The organism is Crossiella cryophila, from assembly GCF_014204915.1.
GTDB lineage: Bacteria > Actinomycetota > Actinomycetes > Mycobacteriales > Pseudonocardiaceae > Crossiella > Crossiella cryophila.
The window spans coordinates 4,038,222-4,059,297 of record NZ_JACHMH010000001.1 but is presented as its reverse complement, the minus strand read 5'-3'; the positions used below and the strand labels follow the sequence as shown (position 1 = coordinate 4,059,297).

The following is a 21,076-nucleotide window of genomic DNA, read 5'->3' as shown; positions in this document are numbered from 1 at the left end:
CAAGCAATCGCTAGGTTTGGAAGAAGGCGCCATGGGCATCACCCGGAACGCGGCCGAGACCTCGATATCCGTTGTGACACTGGACTTTCCGCCGGTCAACGCGTTGCCCGCGCAGGCTTGGCACGACCTGGCCGACACCATCACCGAGGCGGGCCGGGACCCGGCAACGCACGTGCTGGTGCTGCGCGCGGAGGGGCGCGGGTTCTGCGCGGGCGTGGATCTCAAGGAACTCCAGGCCGATCCGGACCGGGCGGCGATCATCGGGGTGAACCGGGGGTGCGCGGCGGCCTTCGGCGCGGTCTACGACTGTCCGGTGCCGGTGGTGGTGGCGGTGCAGGGGTTCTGCCTGGGCGGTGGGATCGGCCTGGTGGGCAACGCGGACATCGTGGTGGCGGCCGAGGACGCGAGTTTCGGGTTGCCGGAGGTGGATCGCGGGGCGCTGGGGGCCGCGACGCACCTGGCGCGGCTGGTGCCGCAGCACCTGATGCGGGCCTTGTACTTCACCGCCTCGCGGATCGACGCGCGGGCGTTGCTGCACCACGGGTCGGTGTACCGGGTGGTGCCGAGGGCCGAACTGGACGAGGCGGCCCTGGTGGTGGCGCGGGAGATCGCGGCCAAGGATCCGCGGGTGATCCGGCGGGCCAAGGAGGCGATCAACGGCATCGATCCGCAGCCGGTGCACCGGAGTTACCGCTACGAGCAGGGGTTCACCTTCGAGCTGAACCTGACCGGGGCGGCCGATGAGGCCCGGCAGGCTTTCCTTGACCGCGGTTGAACGGGAGGATCACCATGCGGGACAAGCGGATGACCGCACGGGACGTGGTCGCCGAGCTGGCCGACGGGATGACGATCGGGATCGGCGGCTGGGGGTCGCGGCGCAAGCCGATGGCGCTGGTCGAGGCGATCCTGCGATCCCCGTTGCGGGACCTGACCGTGGTGTCCTACGGCGGCCCGGACCTGGGCATGCTGTGCGCGGCGGGCAAGGTGCGCAAGGCGGTGTACGGGTTCGTCTCGCTGGACACCATCCCGTACGACCCGTGGTTCCAGCAGGTGCGCCAACGCGGCGGGCTTGAAGTGTCCGAAGTGGACGAAGGCATGCTGCAGACCGGGTTGCGCGCGGCCGGGCACCGGCTGCCGTTCCTGCCGATCCGGGCCGGGCTGGCCTCCGACGTGCTGCGGGTCAACCCCGAACTGCGCCTGGTCGCCTGCCCGTACACCGGGGAGGAACTGGTCGCCATGCCCGCGCTGCCCCTGGACGTCGCGCTGGTGCACCTCAACCTGGCCGACCCGCACGGCAACGCCCGCTACCTCGGCCCTGACCCCTACTTCGACGACCTGTTCTGCCTGGCCGCCGCCCGCCGCTACGTCTCCTGCGAACGGGTCGTGGACACCGCTGACCTTGTCGCGGCCGGACCGCCACAGGGCTTGCTGCTCAACCGGATGATGGTGGACGGAGTGGTCGAGGCGCCCGGCGGCGCGGGGTTCACCAGCTGCGTGCCCGACTACGACCGGGACGAGAACCGTCAGCGCGCCTACGCCAACGCGGCGCGCGAGCAGTCCTGGGAGTCCTTTGTGGACAGCTACCTGCGGGAGGACTGAGATGACCGCGACCAGGGCCGAGGTGTGCGTGGCCGCCTGCGCCGACCTGTTCGGCAACGACGGCGAGATCCTGGCCAGCCCGATGGGTCTGATCCCCACCCTGGGCGCCCGGCTGGCCCGGCTGACCACCGCCCCGGACCTGTTGCTCAGTGACGGCGAGGCCACCCTGCTCGCCGGGACGCCCGCCCTCGGCGAGTCCGCGCCCGCCGAGGGCTGGCTGCCCTACCGCCAGGTCTTCGACGTGGTCGCGCACGGCCGCCGGCACGTGATCATGGGCGCGAACCAGATCGACCGGCACGGCAACCAGAACATCTCCTGCATCGGCCCGCACGAGCAACCCGTCCGCCAGCTGCTCGGCGTGCGCGGCGCCCCCGGCAACACGGTCAACCACCGCACCAGCTACTGGGTGCCGCGGCACAGCAAACGCGTGTTCGTCCCGGCCGTGGACCTGGTCTCCGGGGTGGGCACCGACCGCGATCCCGGCCGCTTCCACGACCTGCACCGGGTGGTCACCAACCTGGCGGTGCTCGACCTCACCGGCCCGGACGGCACCCTGCGACTGCGCTCGGTGCACCCCGGCGTCACCGTCGAGGAGGTCCTGGCTCAGACCGGATTCCCGTTGCACACCAACGGTCACACCGAGACCCGGCAACCGGGTGAGCGGGAGCTGGCGCTGATCCGGCAACTGGATCCGCAGGCCCGGCGTGACCGCGAGGTGCCGTGATGGACACCGCGCTCACCCGCCTGGTCGGCGTGCGACATCCGGTGGTGCAGACCGGGATGGGCTGGGTGGCCGGTCCGCGGCTGGTCTCGGCCACCGCCAACGCGGGCGGCCTGGGCATCCTCGCCTCGGCCACCATGACCTTCGCCGAGCTTGAGCACGCGATCCGGGAAACCCGCTCCCGCACCACAAACCCGTTCGGTGTCAACCTGCGCGCCGACGCGCACGACGCGGCCGAGCGGGTGGATCTGCTGATCCGCGAACAGGTCCGGGTCGCTTCCTTCGCCCTGGCCCCCAAACCCGAACTGATCACCAGGCTCAAGGCGGCCGGGATCGTGGTGATCCCGTCGGTGGGCGCGGCCCGGCACGCCCGCAAGGTCGCGGACTGGGGCGCGGACGCGGTGCTGGTGCAGGGCAACGAGGGCGGCGGGCACACCGGCGGCATCGCCACCACCCTGCTGCTGCCCGCGGTGGTGGACGCGGTGGACCTGCCGGTGATCGCCGCGGGCGGCTTCTTCGACGGCCGCGGCCTGGCCGCCGCGCTCTGCTACGGCGCGGCCGGGATCGCCATGGGCACCCGCTTCCTGCTCACCCGGGAAAGCCCGGTCCCGGACGCGGTCAAGCAGCGCTACCTGGCGCACGACCTCAACGGCACGGTGGTGACGCACAAGGTAGACGGCCTGCCGCACCGCGTGCTGCGCACCGAATTGGTGGACCGCCTGGAGCACAACGGAAACCTGCGCGGTCTGCTCCGCGCCCTGGCCAACGCCCGCCGCTTCCGCCGCCTGACCGGCCAGCCATGGACCACCCTGATCCGCGAGGGTTTCGCCCTGCGCCACAACAAGAAACTGAGCTGGGCACAGACCATCATGGCCGCCAACACCCCCATGCTCCTACGCGCCGGTCTCGTCCAGGGCGACCCCGCCGCCGGGGTGCTCGCCTCCGGCCAGGTGGTCGGCCTGCTCGACGACCTGCCCACCTGCGCACAACTCATCGAACGCCTGGTCGCCGAAGCCGAAGAGGTGTTACGTCGCAACAACCCCGGCTGACCAAGCGGCCAGAAGCACCCACCCGCCACCGTGTTGGCCGTTCTCGTACGGTGTGTTGGCCGAACTGGACGGTGTGTTGGCCGTTATGGACGGTGTGTTGGCCGGATGGGTGTACCAGTTCGGCCAAGACTGTGTACGACAACGGCCAACACGCGGGCGGGATACGGACCGGGCCGCTGGCCACATGCCTAGACCCGGCCCGGGGTGCGGCCGAAGGCGCGGCGGAAGACGTCGATGAACGCACTCGGCGTGGCCCAGCCGCAGCGGTGCGCCACCGTGGTCACCGGCAGGTCCTCGGCCAGCAGGATCAACGCGTGCTGCAACCGCAGCTGGGTCCGCCACTGCGGGAACGACATGCCCAGCTCGGCCCGGCACAGCCGGGACAGCGTGCGTTCGCTCGCGCCGAACTCCACCCCGAACTCGCCCAGCGTGCGCCCGTCCGCCGGATCCGCGTCCAGCCGCGCGCACACCGCGGCCAGCCGCGGATCCCGGGCCGCGGGCAGCCGGATCGGCTCCTGTGGGGACTGCCGCAACTGGTCCAGCAGCACGGTCAGCAGCCGCCGCCGCTCCGGGGTGTCCCGGTCGCCGTAGGCGGTGTAGCCGATGATCAGCTCACGCAGCAGCGGCCCGACCGCGAGCACCGCCGGGTGGTCCAGACCGAGCGGGTTCTGGGTGAGCGGCAGGCCGATCAGGTGCAGTTCGATCCGCCCGTAGGCCCGGTGCTCGTGGGTCACCCCGGCGGGCACCCACAGCGCCTTGGTCGCCGGGGCCAGCCAGCGGCCCGCGTCCGTGCGCACCGCGAGCACCCCGGTGGCGGCGTAGAGGATCTGGTTGTCGTCGTGCCGGTGCGCGTCGATGCCCGACCCAGCGGCCAGTTCCTTGTGTGTGGTGGGCGCCACCGGCATGTGGCGGGATTTCGACATTGTCTGGCAGTTTACCGGAAGCACGCCGTCCAGCCCAGGAGCAGCCTGGAACCCATGCAGACCTCACGACGAGTGCCCACGCTGCTGCTGGCGGTCGGGCACGGCAGTGTCGACCTGTTCCAGGGCGCGGTGCCGGTGCTGGTGCCGTTCCTGGTGGCCGAGCGCGGTTACGGCTACGTCGCGGTGTCCGGCCTGGCACTGGCCGCCAGCCTGCTGTCCTCGGTGGCGCAACCGCTGTTCGGCCTGTGGACCGACCGCCGCCCGCTGCCCTGGCTGGCCCCGATCGGCCTGGTACTGGCCGGGCTGGGCATCGCACTGGCCGGCCTGGTGGAGAGCTACCCGCTGACCTTCGCCGCGGTCGCGCTCAGCGGCCTTGGCGTGGCCGCCTACCACCCGGAAGCGGCCCGGCTGGCCCGCGCGGTCACCGGCGGCGACCCGGTCGGCATGAGCACCTTCTCCGTCGGCGGCAACATCGGCTTCGCCCTGGCCCCCGTACTCGCCGCGCCGGTACTCGCCCTCGGCGGCCTGCAAGCGGCCCCGCTCCTCCTGATCCTCACCACAATCGGCCTGTTCGCCACCCTCCCCCTGCTGGGCAAGCACTCCCCTGCCCCCGGCGCACGCAAGTCCAAGCCCGGCAAGGACAACTGGCCTGCCTTCCGCACCCTGTCCGCGGTGATCGTGGTCCGCTCGATCGGCTACATCGGCCTGAGCACCTTCCTCGGCCTGTTCGTCCAGCAGCGGGTGCACGCCAGTGCCACGGCGAGTGCGGCCGCGTTGTTCGTGCTCTACGCCGCGGGCGCGGTGGGCACCATGCTCGGCGGCAGGCTGGCCCGCCGCTGGGGCCGGGTCCGGGTGCTGTGGATCTCCTACGCGGCAGCGGTTCCCGCCCTGCTCGGCCTGGCGCTGGTGCCGGGTCCGGCGCTGTACCTGTTCATCGCGGCCACCGCCATCGCCTTCTCGGTGCCGTTCTCCCTGCACGTCACGCTGGGCCAGGACTACCTGCCGAACCGGATCGGCACCGCCAGCGGCGTCACCCTGGGCCTGGCGGTCAGCGCGGGCGGCGTGTTCGCGCCACTGCTGGGCCTGCTCGCCGACGCCACCTCGCTGCAACTCACCCTGGCCTGCCTGGCGATCCTGCCCGCCGCGGCCTGGCTGCTGGGGCGGCGGCTGCCCGAGCCGGAGCTGACCGTTGTCGGCCACAACGACCCAGCCCGCACCGGTTCCCGGTAACACTCGATGCCATGCCACGCCGGATAGCCGCGCTGTTCCTGACGCTGTGCACCGCCCTCGGCCTCACCCCACTGCCCGGCCACGCCGCCCCGAACGCCGGTCCCTACCCGGCGGTCGGGGCGGGCACGCGTTTCCTGGACCAGGACCGCCTGCTCGGCGACCTGCCGGAACCGGGCTGGTTCAAGGCGAACATCCCGTTCGTGGACCTGCCGGATGCCCAGGTGCAGGAGATCTACTACTACCGCTGGAAGGTCTACCAGGAGGCGCTGAAGTACACCGGCCCGCGCGAGGGGTGGATCGTCAGCGAGTTCCTCGGCCCGGTCGGCTATTCCGCCCCCAGCGGCGGCATCGTGGCCGCCGCGGGCCACCACGTGTACGAGGGCCGCTGGCTGCGCGACACCCGCTACCTGGACGACTACCTGCGCTACTGGTTGCGCGGCAACGGCGCGGGCCCCAAGCCCGCCACCGAGTTCCTGAACAAGAACACCACCGACTGGGCGCACCAGTACTCCAGTTGGCTGGCCGACGCGACCGTGGCCAGAGCCAAGATCACCGGCGACTGGCGCTTCGCCACCAACCTGCTCCCCGAGTTGCGCAGGCACTGGGACCGTTGGTCTCCCCAACTCGACACCACCACCGGCCTGTACTGGCAAACCCCGGTGTGGGACGCCATGGAGTACACCGCCAGCTCCTACCAAAGCCCCGACCCGTACCACGGCGGCGATGGCTACCGCCCCACCCTGAACACCTACCAGATCGCCGACGCACGAGCCATCGCCACCCTGTCCCGCCGCACCGGCGACCACACCGCAGCCGCCTACTTCACCCAACGGGCAAAAGACCTCTCCGAAGCCCAACAGAAGTGGCTCTGGGACCCCCAATCCACCTTCTACAAACACGTGATGCGCGACAACAACCCCACCCACGCCAAAATCGTCGACCGCGAGCAAATCGGCTTCGTCCCCTGGGCCTTCCACACCGCCCCCGCCACCAACGCCGCGGCCTGGTCCCAACTCACCGACCCGCAAGGCTTCGACGCCCCCTACGGCCCACCCACGGTGGAACGCCGCAGCCCCTGGTTCATGCACGAAGCGGAAAAGGGCTGCTGCCGCTGGGACGGCCCCAGCTGGCCCTACGCCACCAGCCAAACCCTGACGGCCCTGGCCAACCAACTCATCGACTACCCACCCCAGTCCTATGTGGACAAGAACACCTACTACACCGCACTCCGCCGCTACGCCCAGACCCAGTACAAGAACGGCCGCCCCCACGTGGCCGAGGCCCACCACCCAGACCGTCCACAATGGATGTACGACACCCCAGGCCACAGCCAGGACTACAACCACTCCACCTACACAGACCTGGTCCTCTCCGGCCTGCTGGGCATCCGCCCCCAACCAGACGCCACAGTCCTGATCCACCCCCTGACCCCCACCACCTGGACCCACTTCGCCCTGGAGAACCTCCCCTACCACGGCCGCAACCTCACCGTTCTCTGGGACCAGGACGGCACAAAGTACAACCAGGGCAAAGGCTTCCGCGTCTACCTGGACGGCAAACAGGTAGCCACCCGCCCCACCCCAGGCCCCCTGCGCGTCCCAGTCCCGGACGCCCCCCACCGCCCCCTCCCCCACCAGATCGACGACGCGGCCAACCCCTCAGCCCAGGGCTTCCCCCAAGCCACCGCCTCCTACGCCAACCCCGGCGACGCCCCCAGCAAGGCCACCGACGGCCAAAACCACTTCCTGGACATCCCCAACACCCGCTGGACCACCTACCGCTCGCCCAACCACGAGGACTGGCTGGCCATCGACTTCGGCCGCCCAACCCCTGTCAACGACATCCGCCTCTACTTCTACGACGACAAGGGCGGCGTCCAACCCCCACAAACCTTCTCCCTGCAACACAAACTCCCCAACGGCACCTGGACCGAAGTCCCCGGCCAACCCCAATCCCACCCCACCCCCAAAGGCAACGACCTGACCCGGATAACCTTCCCCACCCTGGAAACCACAGCCCTACGCGTCCTCGCCAAACCCAAACCAGGCACCACCTTCGGCCTGACCGCCTTCCAATCCTGGCGAACCCCCTAGCCCCGTCCCACAACGGCCAACATGCTGTACAACAACGGCCAACACACCGTCCAGGGTGCTGGGAAGGGATCTTGATGTCCGTCCGCTACCAGTTGGTGATCGACTGCGCCGACCCCAACCGCCAGGCCCACTTCTGGGCCGCCGCCCTGGGCTACGAACCAGCGCCACCCCCAGCGGGCTTCACCACCTGGGACGACTACTACCGCGACCTGGGCCTGCCCGAAGAAGCACTGACCGGCGCCGCGGACCGAATCAGCGACCCCCAGGGCCACGGCCCAGCCATCTGGTTCCAACTCGTCCAGGACCCGAAGTCCGTCAAGAACCGCCTACACATCGACATCCACGCCAGCGGCCCCCGAACAGACCCCATCGAGACCCGCAAGACCCGCGTGAACACCGAAGCCAACCGCCTGGTCGACCTGGGCGCCACCATCACCAACGTGCTGCACCAGGACGGAATCGACCACTACGCGGTCGCCATGCAGGACCCCGAAGGCAACGAGTTCGACATCAACTGACCACCGGCCGGGCCGCGTACAACAACAGCCAACGTGCCGTACAACAACGGCCAACACACCGTCCAGTTCGGCCAACACACCGTACGACAACGGCCAACACGCCGGGAGGTTGGAACCCCAGCCCGCGTGTTGGCCGTTCTGGTACGGGGTGTTGGCCGTTTTGGGACGGGGTGTTGGCGGAGTCCGAACACGGGCGGCTGGGGTGGCTTTTCAAACCCCAGCCGGGCGGTTCCTGATTCTTTGATTTCTGCCCGTTCGGCGAGGGCGCCGGTAGCACTTGGTCTTGAAGCTAGCCGGGCTCCACTACCGCGCTGCGAATGTGCTCGTACACCACGCTCGTCCGCACATCCGCCACCTCAGCCCGCTCGGTCAGCCGGTCAATCACAAACGCGTACAAACTGTGGTTGTCCGGCACAGCAACATGAATCAGAAAGTCCTCCCCGCCGGTCACCACAAACACCCCCACCGTCTCCGGCAACCCCGTGACCCACTCCCGGAACGCCTCGATCCGAGGCCGGGACGGCGGCCGCAGCCGTACCGCGATCAACGCCTGCACCGGCCGCCCGATCCGATCCAGATCCACCTCGGCCCGGAACCCGCTGATCACCCCCCGCTCCCGCAACCCCCGCACCCGCTCCAGCGAGGTGGACGGCGAGACCCCGGTGGCCGCGGCCAGCTCCCGGTTCGTGCGCCGACCATCCCGCTGCAGTTCCCGCAGCAACGCCTGATCAAGTTCGTCAAGCTTGTCCATTTTCGAGGTCTCTCCGAATTAAGTTCGATTGTATCGCGATCATACCGCCGAACCGCCTAGCATCCGGAGCCATGTCCGCATTTACCACGCCAGTTGAGCTGGTCGCCGAAGAACTGCGCACCGACCAGTCCACCCGCCAGACCCGGATCAAGTGGGTCATGGTCGTCGACGCCGAGCTGCCCGCCGGCCTGATCGCCAACGCCACCGCCTGCCTGGGCGCCGTGATCGGCCGGGCCCTGCCCAACGTGCTCGGCCCCGACGCCAAGGACGGTTCCGGCACCATCCACCCCGGTCTGCCCTGGCTGGGCTGCCCGATTCTGGCCGCGGACGCCACCGCGCTGGCCCGCATCCGCGCCAAGGCCCTGGACCGCCCGGACATCCTCATCGCCGACATGTCCGAACTCGCCCAGAACGGCCGCGTCTACGACGAGTACCAGGACACCCTCGCCACCACCGACGCCGAGGACATCCGCTACCGCGCGCTCGCCATCGTCGGTCCCCGCAACCGCGTCGACAAGCTCGTCGGCGGACTCTCCCTGCTCCGCTAGCCGCTGACCATGCCGTCCCAGGCGCGCAGCGTCAGCTCCACCACCCGCTCCAGCTGCGCCCGGGACGCCCCACCCGCCGCCTGCACCGACACCCCGAACGCCACCGCCCCCACGTACCGGGCCAGATCCCCCGGCTCCACAGTGGACGGCAACTCCCCTGCCCGCCGCGCCCGCCGGAACCGTTCCCGCAACGCGACTTCCCCATCCCGCCGCCACCCGGCCAGCGCCTCCCGGATCTCCTCATTCTCCGGCCCGGCCACCAAAGCCCCTTGCACCCCAAGGCATCCGCGCGGACACCCCTTGGCCGTGGTCACCCGCACCGCCCCCCGCAGGAACACCTCCACCACTTCCCGCGCGGTGGACTGCGCCAAAGCCTCGCTCATGTGCGTGGCGTAGTGCACGGAGTAGTGCTCCAGCGCCCGCCGGAACAACTCAGCCTTGTTGCCATAGGCCGCGTACAGGCTGGGCCGGTTGATCCCGACCGCCTCGGTCAGGTCGGTCAGCGCGGCGCCCGCGTACCCCTGCCGCCAGAACACCCGCAGCGCCGCGTCCAGCCCCGCCTCCACGTCGAACTCCCGCGGCCGACCAGCAGGCATCCCACACCTCCGCCACCATAACGGATACCACTCGGTACAAAATAGCCTTGACAACCGGCTCCCGCCAGCCGTAAATCTGTACTGACCGATAAAAAATCGTGGAGGAGCAGATCATGGCACAGCAGCTCGCCGGTCGGGTCGCACTGGTGACGGGTGGATCACGCGGAATCGGCGCCGGGGTGGCGATCCGGCTGGCCAGAGAGGGTGCCGCGGTCGCCCTGACCTACGCCAACTCACCGGACCGCGCCGCCGAGGTGGTCCGAACCATCACCGAGGCAGGCGGCCGGGCGGTGGCCATCAAGGCCGACTCCGCCTCGGAAGCCGAGGTGATCGCCTCGGTAGCGCAGACCGTGACCGAGTTCGGTGGCCTGGACATCCTGGTCAACAACGCCGGCGGCGGCCGCTGGGCCACCATCGACCAGGCCAGTCTGGCCGACTTCGACCAGACCTTCGCGGTCAACGTGCGCGCGGTCTTCGTCGCGGTCAAGGCAGCCGAGCCGCACCTGCGCGAGGGCGGGAGGATCATCACCATCGGCAGCATCAACGGCGACCGCATCCCGGTGCCCGGCGGCGCGATCTACGCCGCGACCAAGGCCGCCCTCGACGGTCTCACCAAGGGACTGGCCCGCGATCTCGGCCCGCGCGGAATCACCGTGACCAACGTGCAGCCCGGCCCGGTGGACACCGAACTCAACCCGGCCGACGGCCCGATCGCGGACACGATGCGCGGGTTCATGGCGTTGCCGCGCTACGGTTCCGTCGAAGAAGTGGCGAGCTTCGTCGCCTACCTGGCGGGCCCGGAGTCCAGCTTCATCACCGGCACCAGCCTGGACATCGACGGCGGCTACGGCGCCTGAGCGAACCGGACCCGATCCGGGTGCCCGCTCAGGCAGCGCGGTCGCACAAACACCGCACACACGACTCGGCGAACACCCGGATCGCCTCCCGCTCGTCCTCGCTCCGCCAGATCACCGCCAACTCGGCGGGCGGCAACCCGGTGACCGGGCGGCACACCACATCAGGCCGTTGGTACAGCTCGACATTCCCCGCCGCGAGCAGGCTCACCCCAAGCCCAGCCGCCACCGCCTCGAAACTCTCCTCCGCGGTCGCCGCCTCCACCCCGATCCGCGCCGGCGTATCCCGGTACTCGTTGGCCAGCCAGAAATCCCGCTGCAACCCGGCATTCACGGGCAGCGCGACAAACGGCTCCCCGGCCAGCTCCGCGAACGACACGGTGTCCGAAGTAGACAGTCGATGCCCCACCGGCAACGCGGCCCACAGCGGTTCCGTGCTCACCACCTTCCAGGACAGCCCGGCGTGCTCCGGCACCGGCAACCAGCTGATGGCCACGTCCGTCTGCCCGTCGAGCAGCCCGGCGGCCGGGTCGGTCCAGCTCACCTGCCGGAAACTCAGCCGCCACTGCGGCAGCACCGCCCCCAGCCGGGCGGTGACCGCGGGGATCAACCCACGCCCGATCCGGGTCTGGAACCCCACGGTGAGCACCGTGGCACAGCAGGACGCCGCCTCGCCGACCAGTCGCCGCGCCTGCTCCCAGCGCTCCAGCAACTCCCTGGCCAGCGGCAGCAGCGCGGCCCCCGCGGGGGTGAGCGCCACCGTGCGCCGGTCCCGGTCGAACAGCTCGGTCCGCAGCTGCGTCTCCAGCTGCCGGATCTGGCGGCTCAGCGTGGGCTGGGCGATGAACAGCCGTTCACTGGCCGCCCTGGTGAAGCTCAGCTCCTCGGCCACCGCCACGAAGTAGCGCAGATCCCGCAGGTGAGGCTCCATAGCAACAGGCTATAACAACAGGTCTTGGACGCGGGGGCGAATCGAGCAGACGATGGCGGCATGGAGCTGAGCGTGCAGGGGCTGAACCTGCGACACACGGTGGACCCCGGGCAGACCACCCGGCTGGCCCGGCTGGCCGAGGACCTGGGCATGCGTGGCTGGTGGGCCAGCGAGCACGTGGTGCTGCCCAGCCCGGCGCCCGCGGACACCCCGATGAACCCCCTGGAACCGATCCTGGACCCGTTGGTGCACCTGAGTTTCGTCGCCGCGGTCACCGAGCGCCTGGAGCTGGGCACCGCGATCATCATTCTGCCGCAACGCAATCCCCTGGTGCTGGCCAAGCAGGTGGCCAGTCTGGACCACCTCAGCCGCGGCCGGTTCACCCTGGGCGTCGGCGCGGGCTACCTGGAGCCGGAGCTGACCGCGGTGGGTGTGCCGATGGCCGAACGCGGCGCCCGCACCGATGAGTACCTGGACGCGATGAACGCGTTGTGGCGGCAGGAAGCGCCGTCCTTCGACGGGAAATTCACCCGGTTCGCCAACGTGGACGCGCACCCGAAACCGGCCGACCAGCGGATCGTGGTCGGCGGCCACAGCCAGGCGGCCTACCGGCGCGCGGTCTCCCGCGGCCACGGCTGGTACGGGATCGCCGCCAACGCCGAGGACCTGCGCCGCAGTCTGGCCGGGCTGCGCAAGGCCGCCGACCAGGTGGACCGCCCGGAACACCTGGGCCGCCTGCGCATCCACCTGGTGCAGGCCCCCACCCCGCCGACCCGGGCCGACGCGGACACCTACCGCGAACTCGGCGTGGACGAGCTGGTGCTGTTCCCCACCTACGACACCGGCCCGGATGAGATCGCGCTGGAGATGGAGAACTTCGTCAAGCTCGGCTAGCCAGCAAGGCCCGCAGCACCGCGGTCAGCACCGGTTCGACCTCCTCGGCGGCCACGGTCTGCGGGTTCAACGCGATGGCCGCCGCACCGAGCACGCCCACCGCGACCCGGGGTTCCCCGGCCAGCAAGGCGGCCACCACCCGATCCCGGTCCGGTCCGATGTGGACGATCGCCCGGGAGTGCGGCTGCCCGGCCTCGCTGGGATAGCCGCGTTCCAGCCGCATCCCTGGCACCGCGGCCAGTCCGGCCAGCCACCGGTCCACCACCGACTCGTACCCGGCCAGCACCGCGGTCTCGTCCTGGGCCAGGTTCCACTCCACCGCGGCGAGCAGGCCGAGCAGTTCCTCCTTGCCCACCTTCATGCCACGCCCGACCCCGTGGTTGGGCGACCCGTTGACCCGGCAGCCCTCGATCACCGATCGCCTGCCCAGCACCAGCCCCGATGCCTGCGGTCCGCGCAATCCCTTGCCACCGCTGACGACCACGGCCGCCGCACCGAGTTCCACCGTGTGCCGCCACAGGGTGGCGATCGGCGGGATCTGCGCGGCCGCGTCCACGATCACCGGCACCCCGGTCGCCACCACCTCGGCCAGCTCCGGCGCGCCCTCGGCGAATCGGGGGCCCGCGTACCACAGCACCGCCGCGGTGCGCGGCCCGATCCGGGCGCTCAGCCGCGCCCCGGTGAGCCGCGCCGCTTCCTCATATCCCTTGCGCTGCGCGGCGAAGACCACCACCTCGTCCCTGGGCAGGCCCCGGGTGTCCGGCAGCCGCGCCGCCAGCTCCGGGTCGGCGCCGACCAGGCAGGCGGCCACCGCGTGCACGGTGCCCGCCCAGGCGCCGCAGGTCACGTACCCGGCCTCGTTGCCGGTCAGCTCGGCCAGCCGGTCACCGACCGCGCGGTGCAGTTCGGCCAGGTCCACGAACTCGCGCCCGGCCGCGACCATCGCCGCGGCCACCGGGGGTGCGAGCACCGAGCCGCCGAGCCTGGTCAGGGTGGAGTCCGCGTTGATCACCGGCCGGATGCCCAGGTCGCGGTAGGTCATCGCGGCACCAGGCCGAACTTGCTCATCGGGGCCACGCCGAGCTGCCCGGCCAGCCAGGTGTCCAGGACCGCGTCGTCCTCGGCGTCCCGGTGGGTCAGCTCCAGGTCCCGCCCCACGCGCAGGGTGGCGGCGGTGATCGACTCGGCGTGCCGGTCCGGGTCGAACAGGGATCTGGTGTGCTGGATGCGGTCGGTGTGCTCCGGGTAGGCGCGCAGGCGATCGGCGATCTCCTCCTCGACCTCCGGCGGCCCGGAACTGCGCATCGCGGCGAAGCCGGGCCTGCGGGCGGCGGTGAGCAGGGCCAGGTCGTCGCCGGTGACCGCGGTCCTGGCCGGGTCGATCTCCTGGCGGGAGCGCAGGAACTCCGCGCCGCGCAGGCAATCGGCGACTATTCCTCGGTACACATAGGACAGTGGGTCCTCGATGCCGAGGGTGGCCAGTCCGGGATATCCGGCCTGGAAGGGCACGTCGGCGAGGCGCTGGCCGCGATGCATGACGGTGAAGGTGAGGTAGCGCAGCCGGTCCCGGTAGTGCGGGGGCTGGTTGACGCTGCCGTAGCGCGGGGTCTCCAGCACCGCGGGGAACGGCCCGTCGCCGGTGGGGATGCTGAGGAAGCCGAAGATGCGGTAGGGGCCGATGCTGGTGAGGTGCACGTCGTAGGCGGTGAAGTCCACTGTGGATCGGGCAGGGACCTGGGTGAGCACCGGTCCGGCCGGGACCGCGGCCAGTTCCTCGTCCACGGCCCGCCAGTACCGGTCGAACTCGCTCATCGCACGGCCTCCGGGGTCAGGTGTCCGGCCAGGAACGCCTCGATCTTGGGTTGCACCCAGGGCAGGCCGGCGTGGTGCGCGCAGCCGGCGTAGGTGTCCAGGACCTTGTCCCCGCCGAGTTCACCGAACACGGCGAACCCGGTCTCCGGCGGACACACGTCGTCTTCGAGGCCGATGTACACATAGGACGGTGCCCGTACCAGTGGTGCGAAGTTCATCCCGTCGTAGTAGGCCAGCGACCGTTGGATCTCCTCGGCCTGCTCCGGGTGCACCCGGAGGTACTCGGTGATCTCCTCGTACGGATAGGAATGGGTGAGCCGGGTGGACGCCCAGATGCCGCACAGGTAGGGCGCGCCCGCGGCGAAGCAGCGGACCAGGTCGGGGCGCAGGGCGGCGCTGACGATGCCGAGTCCGCCGCCCTGGCTGGAGCCCTGCACGCCGATCCGTTGCGCGTCGACCTCGGGACGGGCGGCGAGCACGTCCAGGGCGCGGATCACGTCGGCGTAGAAGCCGCGGTAGCCGTAGGTGTGGTGGTCGACGATGTTGTGCGTGAGCAGGCCGGGGTAGCCGGGGTTGAACACCGCGTTGGAGCGGAGTTTCCCGCGTGGGGCCACCGAGAGGGTGGCGTAGCCCAGTTCGGCCCAGTACCGGGGCACGCTCGGTTCGCTGATGTAGCCGGGAATCGTGACCAGGCCGGGGAAGGCGCGGCCGTCGCCGCGCGGCACGGCGTACCAGGCGGCGATCTCCACGTCCTGGTAGCTGGTGTAGCGCAGGTCGAACACGGCCACCGCGTCGGTGGACAGCGTGGGCAGGTAGGCCAGGGCGGCGTCGGGTTCGGGCAGGCCGTCCAGGGTCCGCGCCCAGAACTCGTCGAAGTCCGGCGGGCGGGGCACGGTGATCACCGCGGTGGCGGGGTCGCGGGTGGCGGTCACGGTCATCCTCTCCTCAGCGCGCGGCCGTCCGCGGCCGCGAACAGGTGGATCTGGGCCGGGTCGAGTCCGATGTGGACGAAGCTGTCCTGGCCGAGCAGGAACGGGGACGGCACCCTGGCCTTGACCAGGGCGGCGCCGACGTCGACGGTGACCAGTACGTCGGAGCCGAGCAGCTCGGCCACGAACACCCGGCCCGGCAGGTAGCCGGGCCGGGGCATATCGGCGATCCGCACGTGCTCGGGCCGGATGCCCAGTTCCACCGCACCGGTGAGCACATCGGCGACTGGCGGGGGCAGGTCGAGCACCACTCCCCCGCCGCGGAACCGGCGCACCCCGTCCTCGTCGCGGATCTCCCCTGGCAGCAGGTTCATCGGCGGGCTGCCCATGAACGCGGCCACGAACCGGTTGGCCGGACGCTGGTAGATCTCCTCGGGCGGCGCGCACTGCTGAAGTTTCCCGTCCGACATCACCGCGATCCGGTCGGACATGGTCATCGCCTCGACCTGGTCGTGCGTGACGTAGATGAAGGTGCGGGACAGGTCGGCGTGCAGGCGTTTGATCTCCGCGCGCATGTGCACCCGCAGCTGGGCGTCCAGATTGGACAGTGGCTCGTCCAGGAGGTAGGCGCCGGCGTCCCGGACGATGGCCCGGCCAAGGGCGACCCGCTGGCGCTGGCCGCCGGAGAGTTCGCGGGGTTTGCGGTCGAGCAGGTCGGTGATGCCCAGGGCCTCGGCGGCGGTGCGCACCTTGGCCGCGATCTCCGGTTTGGGCACCCGCATCATCTTCAGCGCGAAGCCGATGTTCTGCTCGACCGTCCGATGTGGATAGAGCGCGTAGCTCTGGAACACCATGGCCACATCGCGTTTGTTCGCGGGCAGATAACCCACCGATTGCTCATCGAAGAATATTTCCCCACTGCTGGGCCGTTCCAGGCCGCAGATCATCCGCAGGGTGGTGGACTTGCCGCAGCCGGACGGGCCGACCAGGGTCAGGAACTCCCGGTCCCGCACGGTGAGGGTGAGGTCCTCGACCGCGGTGGCCCGGCCGAACTCCTTGCGCACCCGCTCCAGGCGTACCTCGGCCATCGGCCCTCCCTATCCCTTGACCGAACCGGCGGCCATCCCGGTCACGATGAGCCGCTGGAAGATGAGCACCAGCACCAGTGGCGGCAGCACGGCGAGCACTCCGGAGGCGGCCATCACGGTGAACTGGGTGTTGATGTCGGTGGCGAAGTTGGCCGCGATCACCGGCATGGTCTTGGCCGCGGTGGTGCTGGTGAGGAACAACGCGAACATGAACTCGTTCCAGGCGGTCATGAAGGAGAACACGGCGGCGGCGACCAGTCCGGGCGCGGAGATGGGCAGCACCACCGACCACATGGTGCGGAACCAGCCGCACCGGTCCACCCTGGCCGCGTCCTCCAGTTCCCGGGGCACCGCGCGGAAGAAGTCCTTGAGCACCCAGATGGTCACCGGCAGCGCGAAGGTGGTGTAGGACAGGATCAGAGCCCAGTAGGTGTCGAGCAGGTCGAGCTGCCGCATCAGCAGGTAGAACGGCACGATGATGGCCACCCCCGGCACCATCCTGGTGACCAGGTAGAGGATGAGCAGCACCCGGCTGCCGCGGAAGTTCAACCGGGAGAAGGAGTAGGCGGCGAACACCGCGAGCAGCAGGTTGAGCAGCGCGGTCAGCGTGGCCACCAGCAGGCTGTTGCCCAGTGCGAACGGGGTTTCCTTCACCGCCCGCCCGCCGACCAGGGCCTGGGCGGCGGTGGGGTCGACGAAGGCGCGGTAGTTCTCCAGGGTCGGCTGATCCGGTATCCATTGCGGTGGCAGCGAGTTCGCGTCGGCCTCGGTCATGAAGCTCATCGCGACGATCCAGTAGAACGGCAGCACCAGGTAGGCGGCGAAGACCAGGGCCAGCACCGAGACCAGGATCTTCTTCCATGGCACCCGGTAGCGCAGCGGGATCGCGGTCATACCTCGAAGCTCCCTCGCCGGTAGAGCAGCCCGACATAGCCGACCGAGACGACCATGGTGATCAGCGTGATCACCCACGCGTAGGCGCTGCCTAGTCCGACGTCGGTGTAGCTCAAAACCCGTTGCACGGTCAGCAAAGCGACCGTGGCGGTGGCGTCGCCGGGGCCGCCGCCGGTGAGTACGTAGATGGTGTCGAAGGCCCGGAAGGCGTTCATCGTCTCCAGGATGAGCACGATCAGCAGTGGGTGCAGCAGCCAGGGCAGGGTGACCTCGCGGAAGCGTTGCCAGGGCCCGGCCCGGTCCACGGTGGCCGCGTCGTACAGCTCGCCGGGAATGGTGGACAGCCCGGCCAGCAGGATGATCACCGCGAACGGCAGGGTGTTCCAGACCTGGGCGAAGGCGGTGAGCAGGAACGCGCCGGTGGCCGAGGACAGCCAGGCCTGGTATTCGTCGATCCAGCCGAGGTCGGTGAGCAATCCGTTGAGGGCGCCGGTTTTCGCGTCGAACACGGTGCGCCACATGAGTCCGTTGACCACGCCGGGCATCGCCCAGGGCAGCAGCACCAGGCTGCGCAGCACCCCGCGGCCGAAGAAGGTCTCGTTGAGCACCAGGGCCATGGCCAGGCCGAGCAGCACGGTGGCGCCGACCACGGTGAGCACGAACAACGCGGACACGCCGAGTGAGCACAGGAAGACGGGATCGTCCACAAGGGACAGGTAGTTGTCCAGGCCGATGAACTTGCGCACCGCGGGCTGGGCCAGGTTGTCCCGGTGCAGGCTCACCCAGAACGAGTAGCCGATCGGGTAGGCCACCAGCAGCAGCAAGGCGAGCAGCGCCGGCGCGTTCATCGCGTAGCCGCGGGCGGTGTCGCTCCACGGCTTGCGGGTCTTGGCCGGGGCGGTCACGAGTACCTCCTGGCGAGCAGCTCGGCGCCGCTGTCCAGGGCGGTGGCGGCCTCGGCGGCGTCGGTCTGGTCGGTGAGCAGGCGCTGCACGGTCTTCTGCAGGCCGTGCTCGTACTCGGCGTACCAGGGCACGGCCAGGACGTTGCGGGCCTTGGCCATCCCGGCCAGTTCGGAGTAGACGACCGGGTCGGTGAACTTGGCCAGCGCGGTGGTGATCTCCGGATCCCTTTCCAGGGCGGGGAAGGCGAAGCCCAGGCCGCGTTTGAGGAACCAGAACCGGGCGGTGAGCGGACTGCCGCGCTCGTCGTAGCCGCCGAGGTAACGCAGCAGCCGGAACGCCTGCTCCTTGACCTGGGTGTGCGCGGCCAGGCAGTACATCCGGGTGTTGCCCGCGGTGCCCAGTCGCCGCCCGTCCAGGCTGGGCACGTAGCCGAGTTTCACTCGCCCGGCGACCTTGGATCGGGCCGGGTCGTTGAAGGCGCGGGCGGCGTAGCGGGCGCCGATGGTGAAGGCGTACTGCCCGGCCATGAACGCGTTGTCCAGGGGCACCGGGGTTTGTTGCAGCGAGGCCGGGTCGATCACCTTGGTGACGGTGGCCGCCCGCCGCACCCAGGCCAGGACGTCCCGGACCGCGGTGTCATTGGCGGCGTTGGGGCGCAGGTCGTCGGTGAACAGCGCGCCGCCGCTGCCGTAGAGCAGTGTCCAGATCCAGCCGGACCAGGTGTCGGAGAGCTGAGCCGGGAACCCGATGGGATAGCGCAGGATCCCGGCCTGTTTGATCCGCAGCGCCTGCGCCTCCAGTTCGTCCAGACTGGACGGTGGGGTGCTGATCCCGGCCCTGCCGAGCAGTTCGGCGTTGTAGAGCAGCCCGTGGCAGTCGGTGTAGTACGGCAGCCCGTACCGCTTTCCCTGGTACGTCATGGCTTTCGCGTTGGACTCGTACAGTCCTTTGTAGACCTCGTCGACGCCGGGCAGGCCGTCGATGGGTTGCAGGTACCCGGCCTGAGCCCAGCTGGCCAGGGAGTCGTCGTAGCAGTACAGCGCGTCCGGCCCGTTGTCGCCGGTGAACTCCGCGACCACCTTGCGCACGTACTGGGCGCTGGTGATCGGGGTGTACTCGATCCGCAGGTCCGGGTTGGCCTGGCCGAAGCTGTCCAGGTTCTGTTGCACCAGGGTGGCCTCGTAGTCCCAGCCCTCGAACCGGACCGCGCCGGTGCGGCCGCCACCGCGGCCGCAGGCGGCGAGCACGGGCAGTGCGGCGGCCGCGGTGAGCAGGGTGCGGCGGGACAGGCCCATCACGACTCCCCGCCGGTGACCGACTGCACCGCGTCGCCGATCGCCAGCCGGTACAGCCGGGTCGGCCGGCCCTTGCGGTGGTTCTGCGCGGTGCCGTCGGCTCGCACAAGGCCGCAGGCGATCAGCTTGCGGATCAGCCTGCGCCCACTGGGATCGGTGATGCCGAGCGAGTCGGCCAGGTCGCTGGGTGCGATCGCCTTGCCGTGCAAGGTCTTCTCCAGCGCGGCCAGCCGGGACAGGGTCACCGTGCTCAGTCCGGCGCCCCTGGCCAGGGTCTCCAGTTCGGCGGTGTGCGCGCGGTAGGCGAAGGTCAGCGCGGGCTGCGCCCGGCCCATCGGACCGATGATCACCCCGCTGTCCTCGATCAGGTAGCCGCAGGAGACGCCCTCGGCCTCGGCGCGGGCGGCGGCGCGTTCGGCCAGCAGCACGCAGTTGCGCGCCGAGGCGCCCACCCCGAACCCGGCGACCACCCGCGAACCCAGCGCGGCCTCGGCGTGCCCCAGTACCGGCACCGACACCCAGTGGTCGGTGATCCGCTCGAACAGGGCGTGCTGGGCGAAGACCACCACCCCGCGCCGGTCCCGGTTCTCGATCCACGCGTCGGCGAACTCACTGGTCTGCACCAGCAGGTTGAGCAGCCGCACCCGGGTCCGGTCCAGGTCCACCGCACCGTCCGAAGTGGACAGCAGGAACACCCCGGCGGCGAAGCGTTGCGCGCTGGCCCGCTGGGATTCGATCCGCAGCACCAGCTCGTGCAGCTGGGCGCGCATGGTGGAGACCACCTGCTCGGTGGTGACCAGCCGGAGGTCGCCGAGTTCCCTGGCCACCGCGGTGCGCATGGTCAGCACGCACCCGCCGGGCTCGCGGGCCAGGAACTCCCGGTGGAAGGCCACGATCTCCGCCGGGGTCTGCTCCGGGGCGTAGGGCAGCACCGCGATCCGGTCCCGATCCGCGCCGAGCGCCATGGCGACCTCGTCCACGATCCCGGTCTCGAAGGTGTCGATGCTGACCGGCTGCGCGGCCCAGCCCCTGGCCAGCGCACGGCAGAACATCAGCGACAGGTCCAGCGCGACCGGCCTGGTCACGGTGACCTGGAGGTCCGGCGGCAACAGGTCCCGGCACTGCGCGTAGGGCATCAGGCCGAGCAGCAACCCGTCGAGGTGTTGCCGCGCAAGGAGTTCGGCCACCGCGGGCCGGATCTGTTCCTCGCGTTCGTAGGTCACCCACTCCAGGCGCACCCCGGCCAGCGTGCGCGCGGCCTCCTGGAAGGTCGCCAGCCCCTGGGCGTGGAAAACCAGTCCCAGCACCGTTTCCATGACCACCTCGCCGCCGGTGTTCCGCACCAGGTTCGCAAATGGTTCGTTTGTCGCGGTGTCCAGAAGCTAGCGCGGCAGGTGCGGGCGTCGACAGCGCCGATCGTCGGGTTTGGGCCGTGTCCCGTGGATC

General features: G+C 70.2%; 22 protein-coding genes. 10 read left to right on the top strand and 12 right to left on the bottom strand.

Annotated elements, in window-relative coordinates:
* Positions 1–31 precede the first annotated feature (31 nt).
* The 4 genes from HNR67_RS18135 to HNR67_RS18120 are packed head-to-tail and all read left to right on the top strand — an operon-like array spanning position 32 to position 3,369.
* Entirely contained in the window at positions 32–775 is a 744-nt protein-coding gene (locus tag HNR67_RS18135; RefSeq protein WP_185003439.1) for an enoyl-CoA hydratase family protein, read from the top strand.
* Between the two features lie 14 nt (positions 776–789).
* On the top strand, positions 790–1,599 hold the full coding sequence (locus HNR67_RS18130; protein ID WP_185003438.1) for a CoA transferase subunit A: 810 nt from the start codon (positions 790–792) through the stop codon (positions 1,597–1,599).
* Between the two features lies 1 nt (position 1,600).
* Entirely contained in the window at positions 1,601–2,323 is a 723-nt protein-coding gene (locus HNR67_RS18125; RefSeq protein ID WP_185003437.1) for a CoA-transferase subunit beta, read from the top strand.
* Positions 2,323–3,369 (top strand): NAD(P)H-dependent flavin oxidoreductase, encoded by a 1,047-nt coding sequence (locus HNR67_RS18120; protein ID WP_185003436.1) that lies wholly within the window; start codon positions 2,323–2,325, stop codon positions 3,367–3,369. Before HNR67_RS18125 ends, HNR67_RS18120 begins: the two co-directional genes overlap by 1 nt.
* Before the next feature lie 188 nt (positions 3,370–3,557).
* Here the strand turns inward: HNR67_RS18120 and HNR67_RS18115 are convergent, their stop codons facing one another.
* A complete protein-coding gene (locus tag HNR67_RS18115; RefSeq protein ID WP_185003435.1) occupies positions 3,558–4,292 on the bottom strand; it encodes an AraC family transcriptional regulator in 735 nt (244 codons plus the stop codon).
* A gap of 54 nt (positions 4,293–4,346) precedes the next feature.
* Here HNR67_RS18115 and HNR67_RS18110 point away from each other — a divergent pair, with 54 nt between their 5' ends.
* From HNR67_RS18110 to HNR67_RS18100, 3 genes are all read left to right on the top strand, one after another.
* Positions 4,347–5,522, top strand: a complete 1,176-nt coding sequence (locus tag HNR67_RS18110; protein WP_185003434.1) for an MFS transporter — start codon at positions 4,347–4,349, stop codon at positions 5,520–5,522.
* A gap of 11 nt (positions 5,523–5,533) precedes the next feature.
* Positions 5,534–7,615, top strand: coding sequence for an MGH1-like glycoside hydrolase domain-containing protein (locus tag HNR67_RS18105; protein WP_185003433.1), 2,082 nt, complete (start codon positions 5,534–5,536; stop codon positions 7,613–7,615).
* 74 nt (positions 7,616–7,689) lie between these two features.
* Positions 7,690–8,133, top strand: a complete 444-nt coding sequence (locus HNR67_RS18100) for a VOC family protein (protein ID WP_185003432.1) — start codon at positions 7,690–7,692, stop codon at positions 8,131–8,133.
* A gap of 289 nt (positions 8,134–8,422) precedes the next feature.
* Here HNR67_RS18100 and HNR67_RS18095 read toward each other — a convergent pair whose 3' ends face one another.
* The gene (locus HNR67_RS18095; protein ID WP_185003431.1) at positions 8,423–8,884 is read right to left on the bottom strand and encodes an Lrp/AsnC family transcriptional regulator; all 462 of its coding nucleotides are present in this window, start codon (positions 8,882–8,884) and stop codon (positions 8,423–8,425) included.
* A gap of 71 nt (positions 8,885–8,955) precedes the next feature.
* Here HNR67_RS18095 and HNR67_RS18090 point away from each other — a divergent pair, with 71 nt between their 5' ends.
* Entirely contained in the window at positions 8,956–9,432 is a 477-nt protein-coding gene (locus HNR67_RS18090) for a DUF2000 domain-containing protein (protein WP_185003430.1), read from the top strand.
* Here the strand turns inward: HNR67_RS18090 and HNR67_RS18085 are convergent.
* A complete protein-coding gene (locus HNR67_RS18085; protein ID WP_185003429.1) occupies positions 9,429–10,028 on the bottom strand; it encodes a TetR/AcrR family transcriptional regulator in 600 nt (199 codons plus the stop codon). The two genes, HNR67_RS18090 and HNR67_RS18085, sit on opposite strands and share 4 nt — an antisense overlap.
* A gap of 113 nt (positions 10,029–10,141) precedes the next feature.
* Between HNR67_RS18085 and HNR67_RS18080 the strand changes: the two genes are divergently transcribed.
* A complete protein-coding gene (locus tag HNR67_RS18080; protein WP_185003428.1) occupies positions 10,142–10,885 on the top strand; it encodes a 3-oxoacyl-ACP reductase family protein in 744 nt (247 codons plus the stop codon).
* A gap of 28 nt (positions 10,886–10,913) precedes the next feature.
* Here HNR67_RS18080 and HNR67_RS18075 read toward each other — a convergent pair whose 3' ends face one another.
* On the bottom strand, positions 10,914–11,813 hold the full coding sequence (locus HNR67_RS18075) for a LysR family transcriptional regulator (RefSeq protein ID WP_185003427.1): 900 nt from the start codon (positions 11,811–11,813) through the stop codon (positions 10,914–10,916).
* Positions 11,814–11,873: 60 nt separating this feature from the next.
* Here HNR67_RS18075 and HNR67_RS18070 point away from each other — a divergent pair, with 60 nt between their 5' ends.
* Positions 11,874–12,707, top strand: a complete 834-nt coding sequence (locus tag HNR67_RS18070; RefSeq protein WP_185003426.1) for an LLM class F420-dependent oxidoreductase — start codon at positions 11,874–11,876, stop codon at positions 12,705–12,707.
* Here HNR67_RS18070 and HNR67_RS18065 read toward each other — a convergent pair.
* The 8 genes from HNR67_RS18065 to HNR67_RS18030 are packed head-to-tail and all read right to left on the bottom strand — an operon-like array spanning position 12,694 to position 20,946.
* Positions 12,694–13,749, bottom strand: coding sequence for a hypothetical protein (locus tag HNR67_RS18065; protein ID WP_185003425.1), 1,056 nt, complete (start codon positions 13,747–13,749; stop codon positions 12,694–12,696). The genes HNR67_RS18070 and HNR67_RS18065 overlap by 14 nt on opposite strands.
* Positions 13,746–14,519: an acetylxylan esterase gene (locus HNR67_RS18060; RefSeq protein ID WP_185003424.1), complete on the bottom strand. Its 774-nt coding sequence runs from the start codon at positions 14,517–14,519 to the stop codon at positions 13,746–13,748. Before HNR67_RS18060 ends, HNR67_RS18065 begins: the two co-directional genes overlap by 4 nt.
* Positions 14,516–15,457 carry an acetylxylan esterase gene (locus tag HNR67_RS18055; RefSeq protein ID WP_185003423.1) on the bottom strand — a complete coding sequence of 314 codons (942 nt, stop codon included), beginning with the start codon at positions 15,455–15,457 and terminating at the stop codon, positions 14,516–14,518. Before HNR67_RS18055 ends, HNR67_RS18060 begins: the two co-directional genes overlap by 4 nt.
* Complete coding sequence (locus tag HNR67_RS18050; RefSeq protein WP_185003422.1) at positions 15,454–16,536, bottom strand: ABC transporter ATP-binding protein; 1,083 nt, start codon at positions 16,534–16,536, stop codon at positions 15,454–15,456. The genes HNR67_RS18055 and HNR67_RS18050 overlap by 4 nt, the downstream gene beginning before the upstream one ends.
* 9 nt (positions 16,537–16,545) lie before the next feature.
* Positions 16,546–17,430 (bottom strand): carbohydrate ABC transporter permease, encoded by an 885-nt coding sequence (locus HNR67_RS18045; RefSeq protein WP_185003421.1) that lies wholly within the window; start codon positions 17,428–17,430, stop codon positions 16,546–16,548.
* Positions 17,427–18,335: a carbohydrate ABC transporter permease gene (locus HNR67_RS18040; protein ID WP_185003420.1), complete on the bottom strand. Its 909-nt coding sequence runs from the start codon at positions 18,333–18,335 to the stop codon at positions 17,427–17,429. The genes HNR67_RS18045 and HNR67_RS18040 overlap by 4 nt, the downstream gene beginning before the upstream one ends.
* Positions 18,332–19,630, bottom strand: a complete 1,299-nt coding sequence (locus HNR67_RS18035) for an extracellular solute-binding protein (RefSeq protein ID WP_185003419.1) — start codon at positions 19,628–19,630, stop codon at positions 18,332–18,334. Before HNR67_RS18035 ends, HNR67_RS18040 begins: the two co-directional genes overlap by 4 nt.
* Complete coding sequence (locus HNR67_RS18030) at positions 19,630–20,946, bottom strand: helix-turn-helix domain-containing protein (RefSeq protein ID WP_185003418.1); 1,317 nt, start codon at positions 20,944–20,946, stop codon at positions 19,630–19,632. Before HNR67_RS18030 ends, HNR67_RS18035 begins: the two co-directional genes overlap by 1 nt.
* Positions 20,947–21,076: the final 130 nt, after the last annotated feature.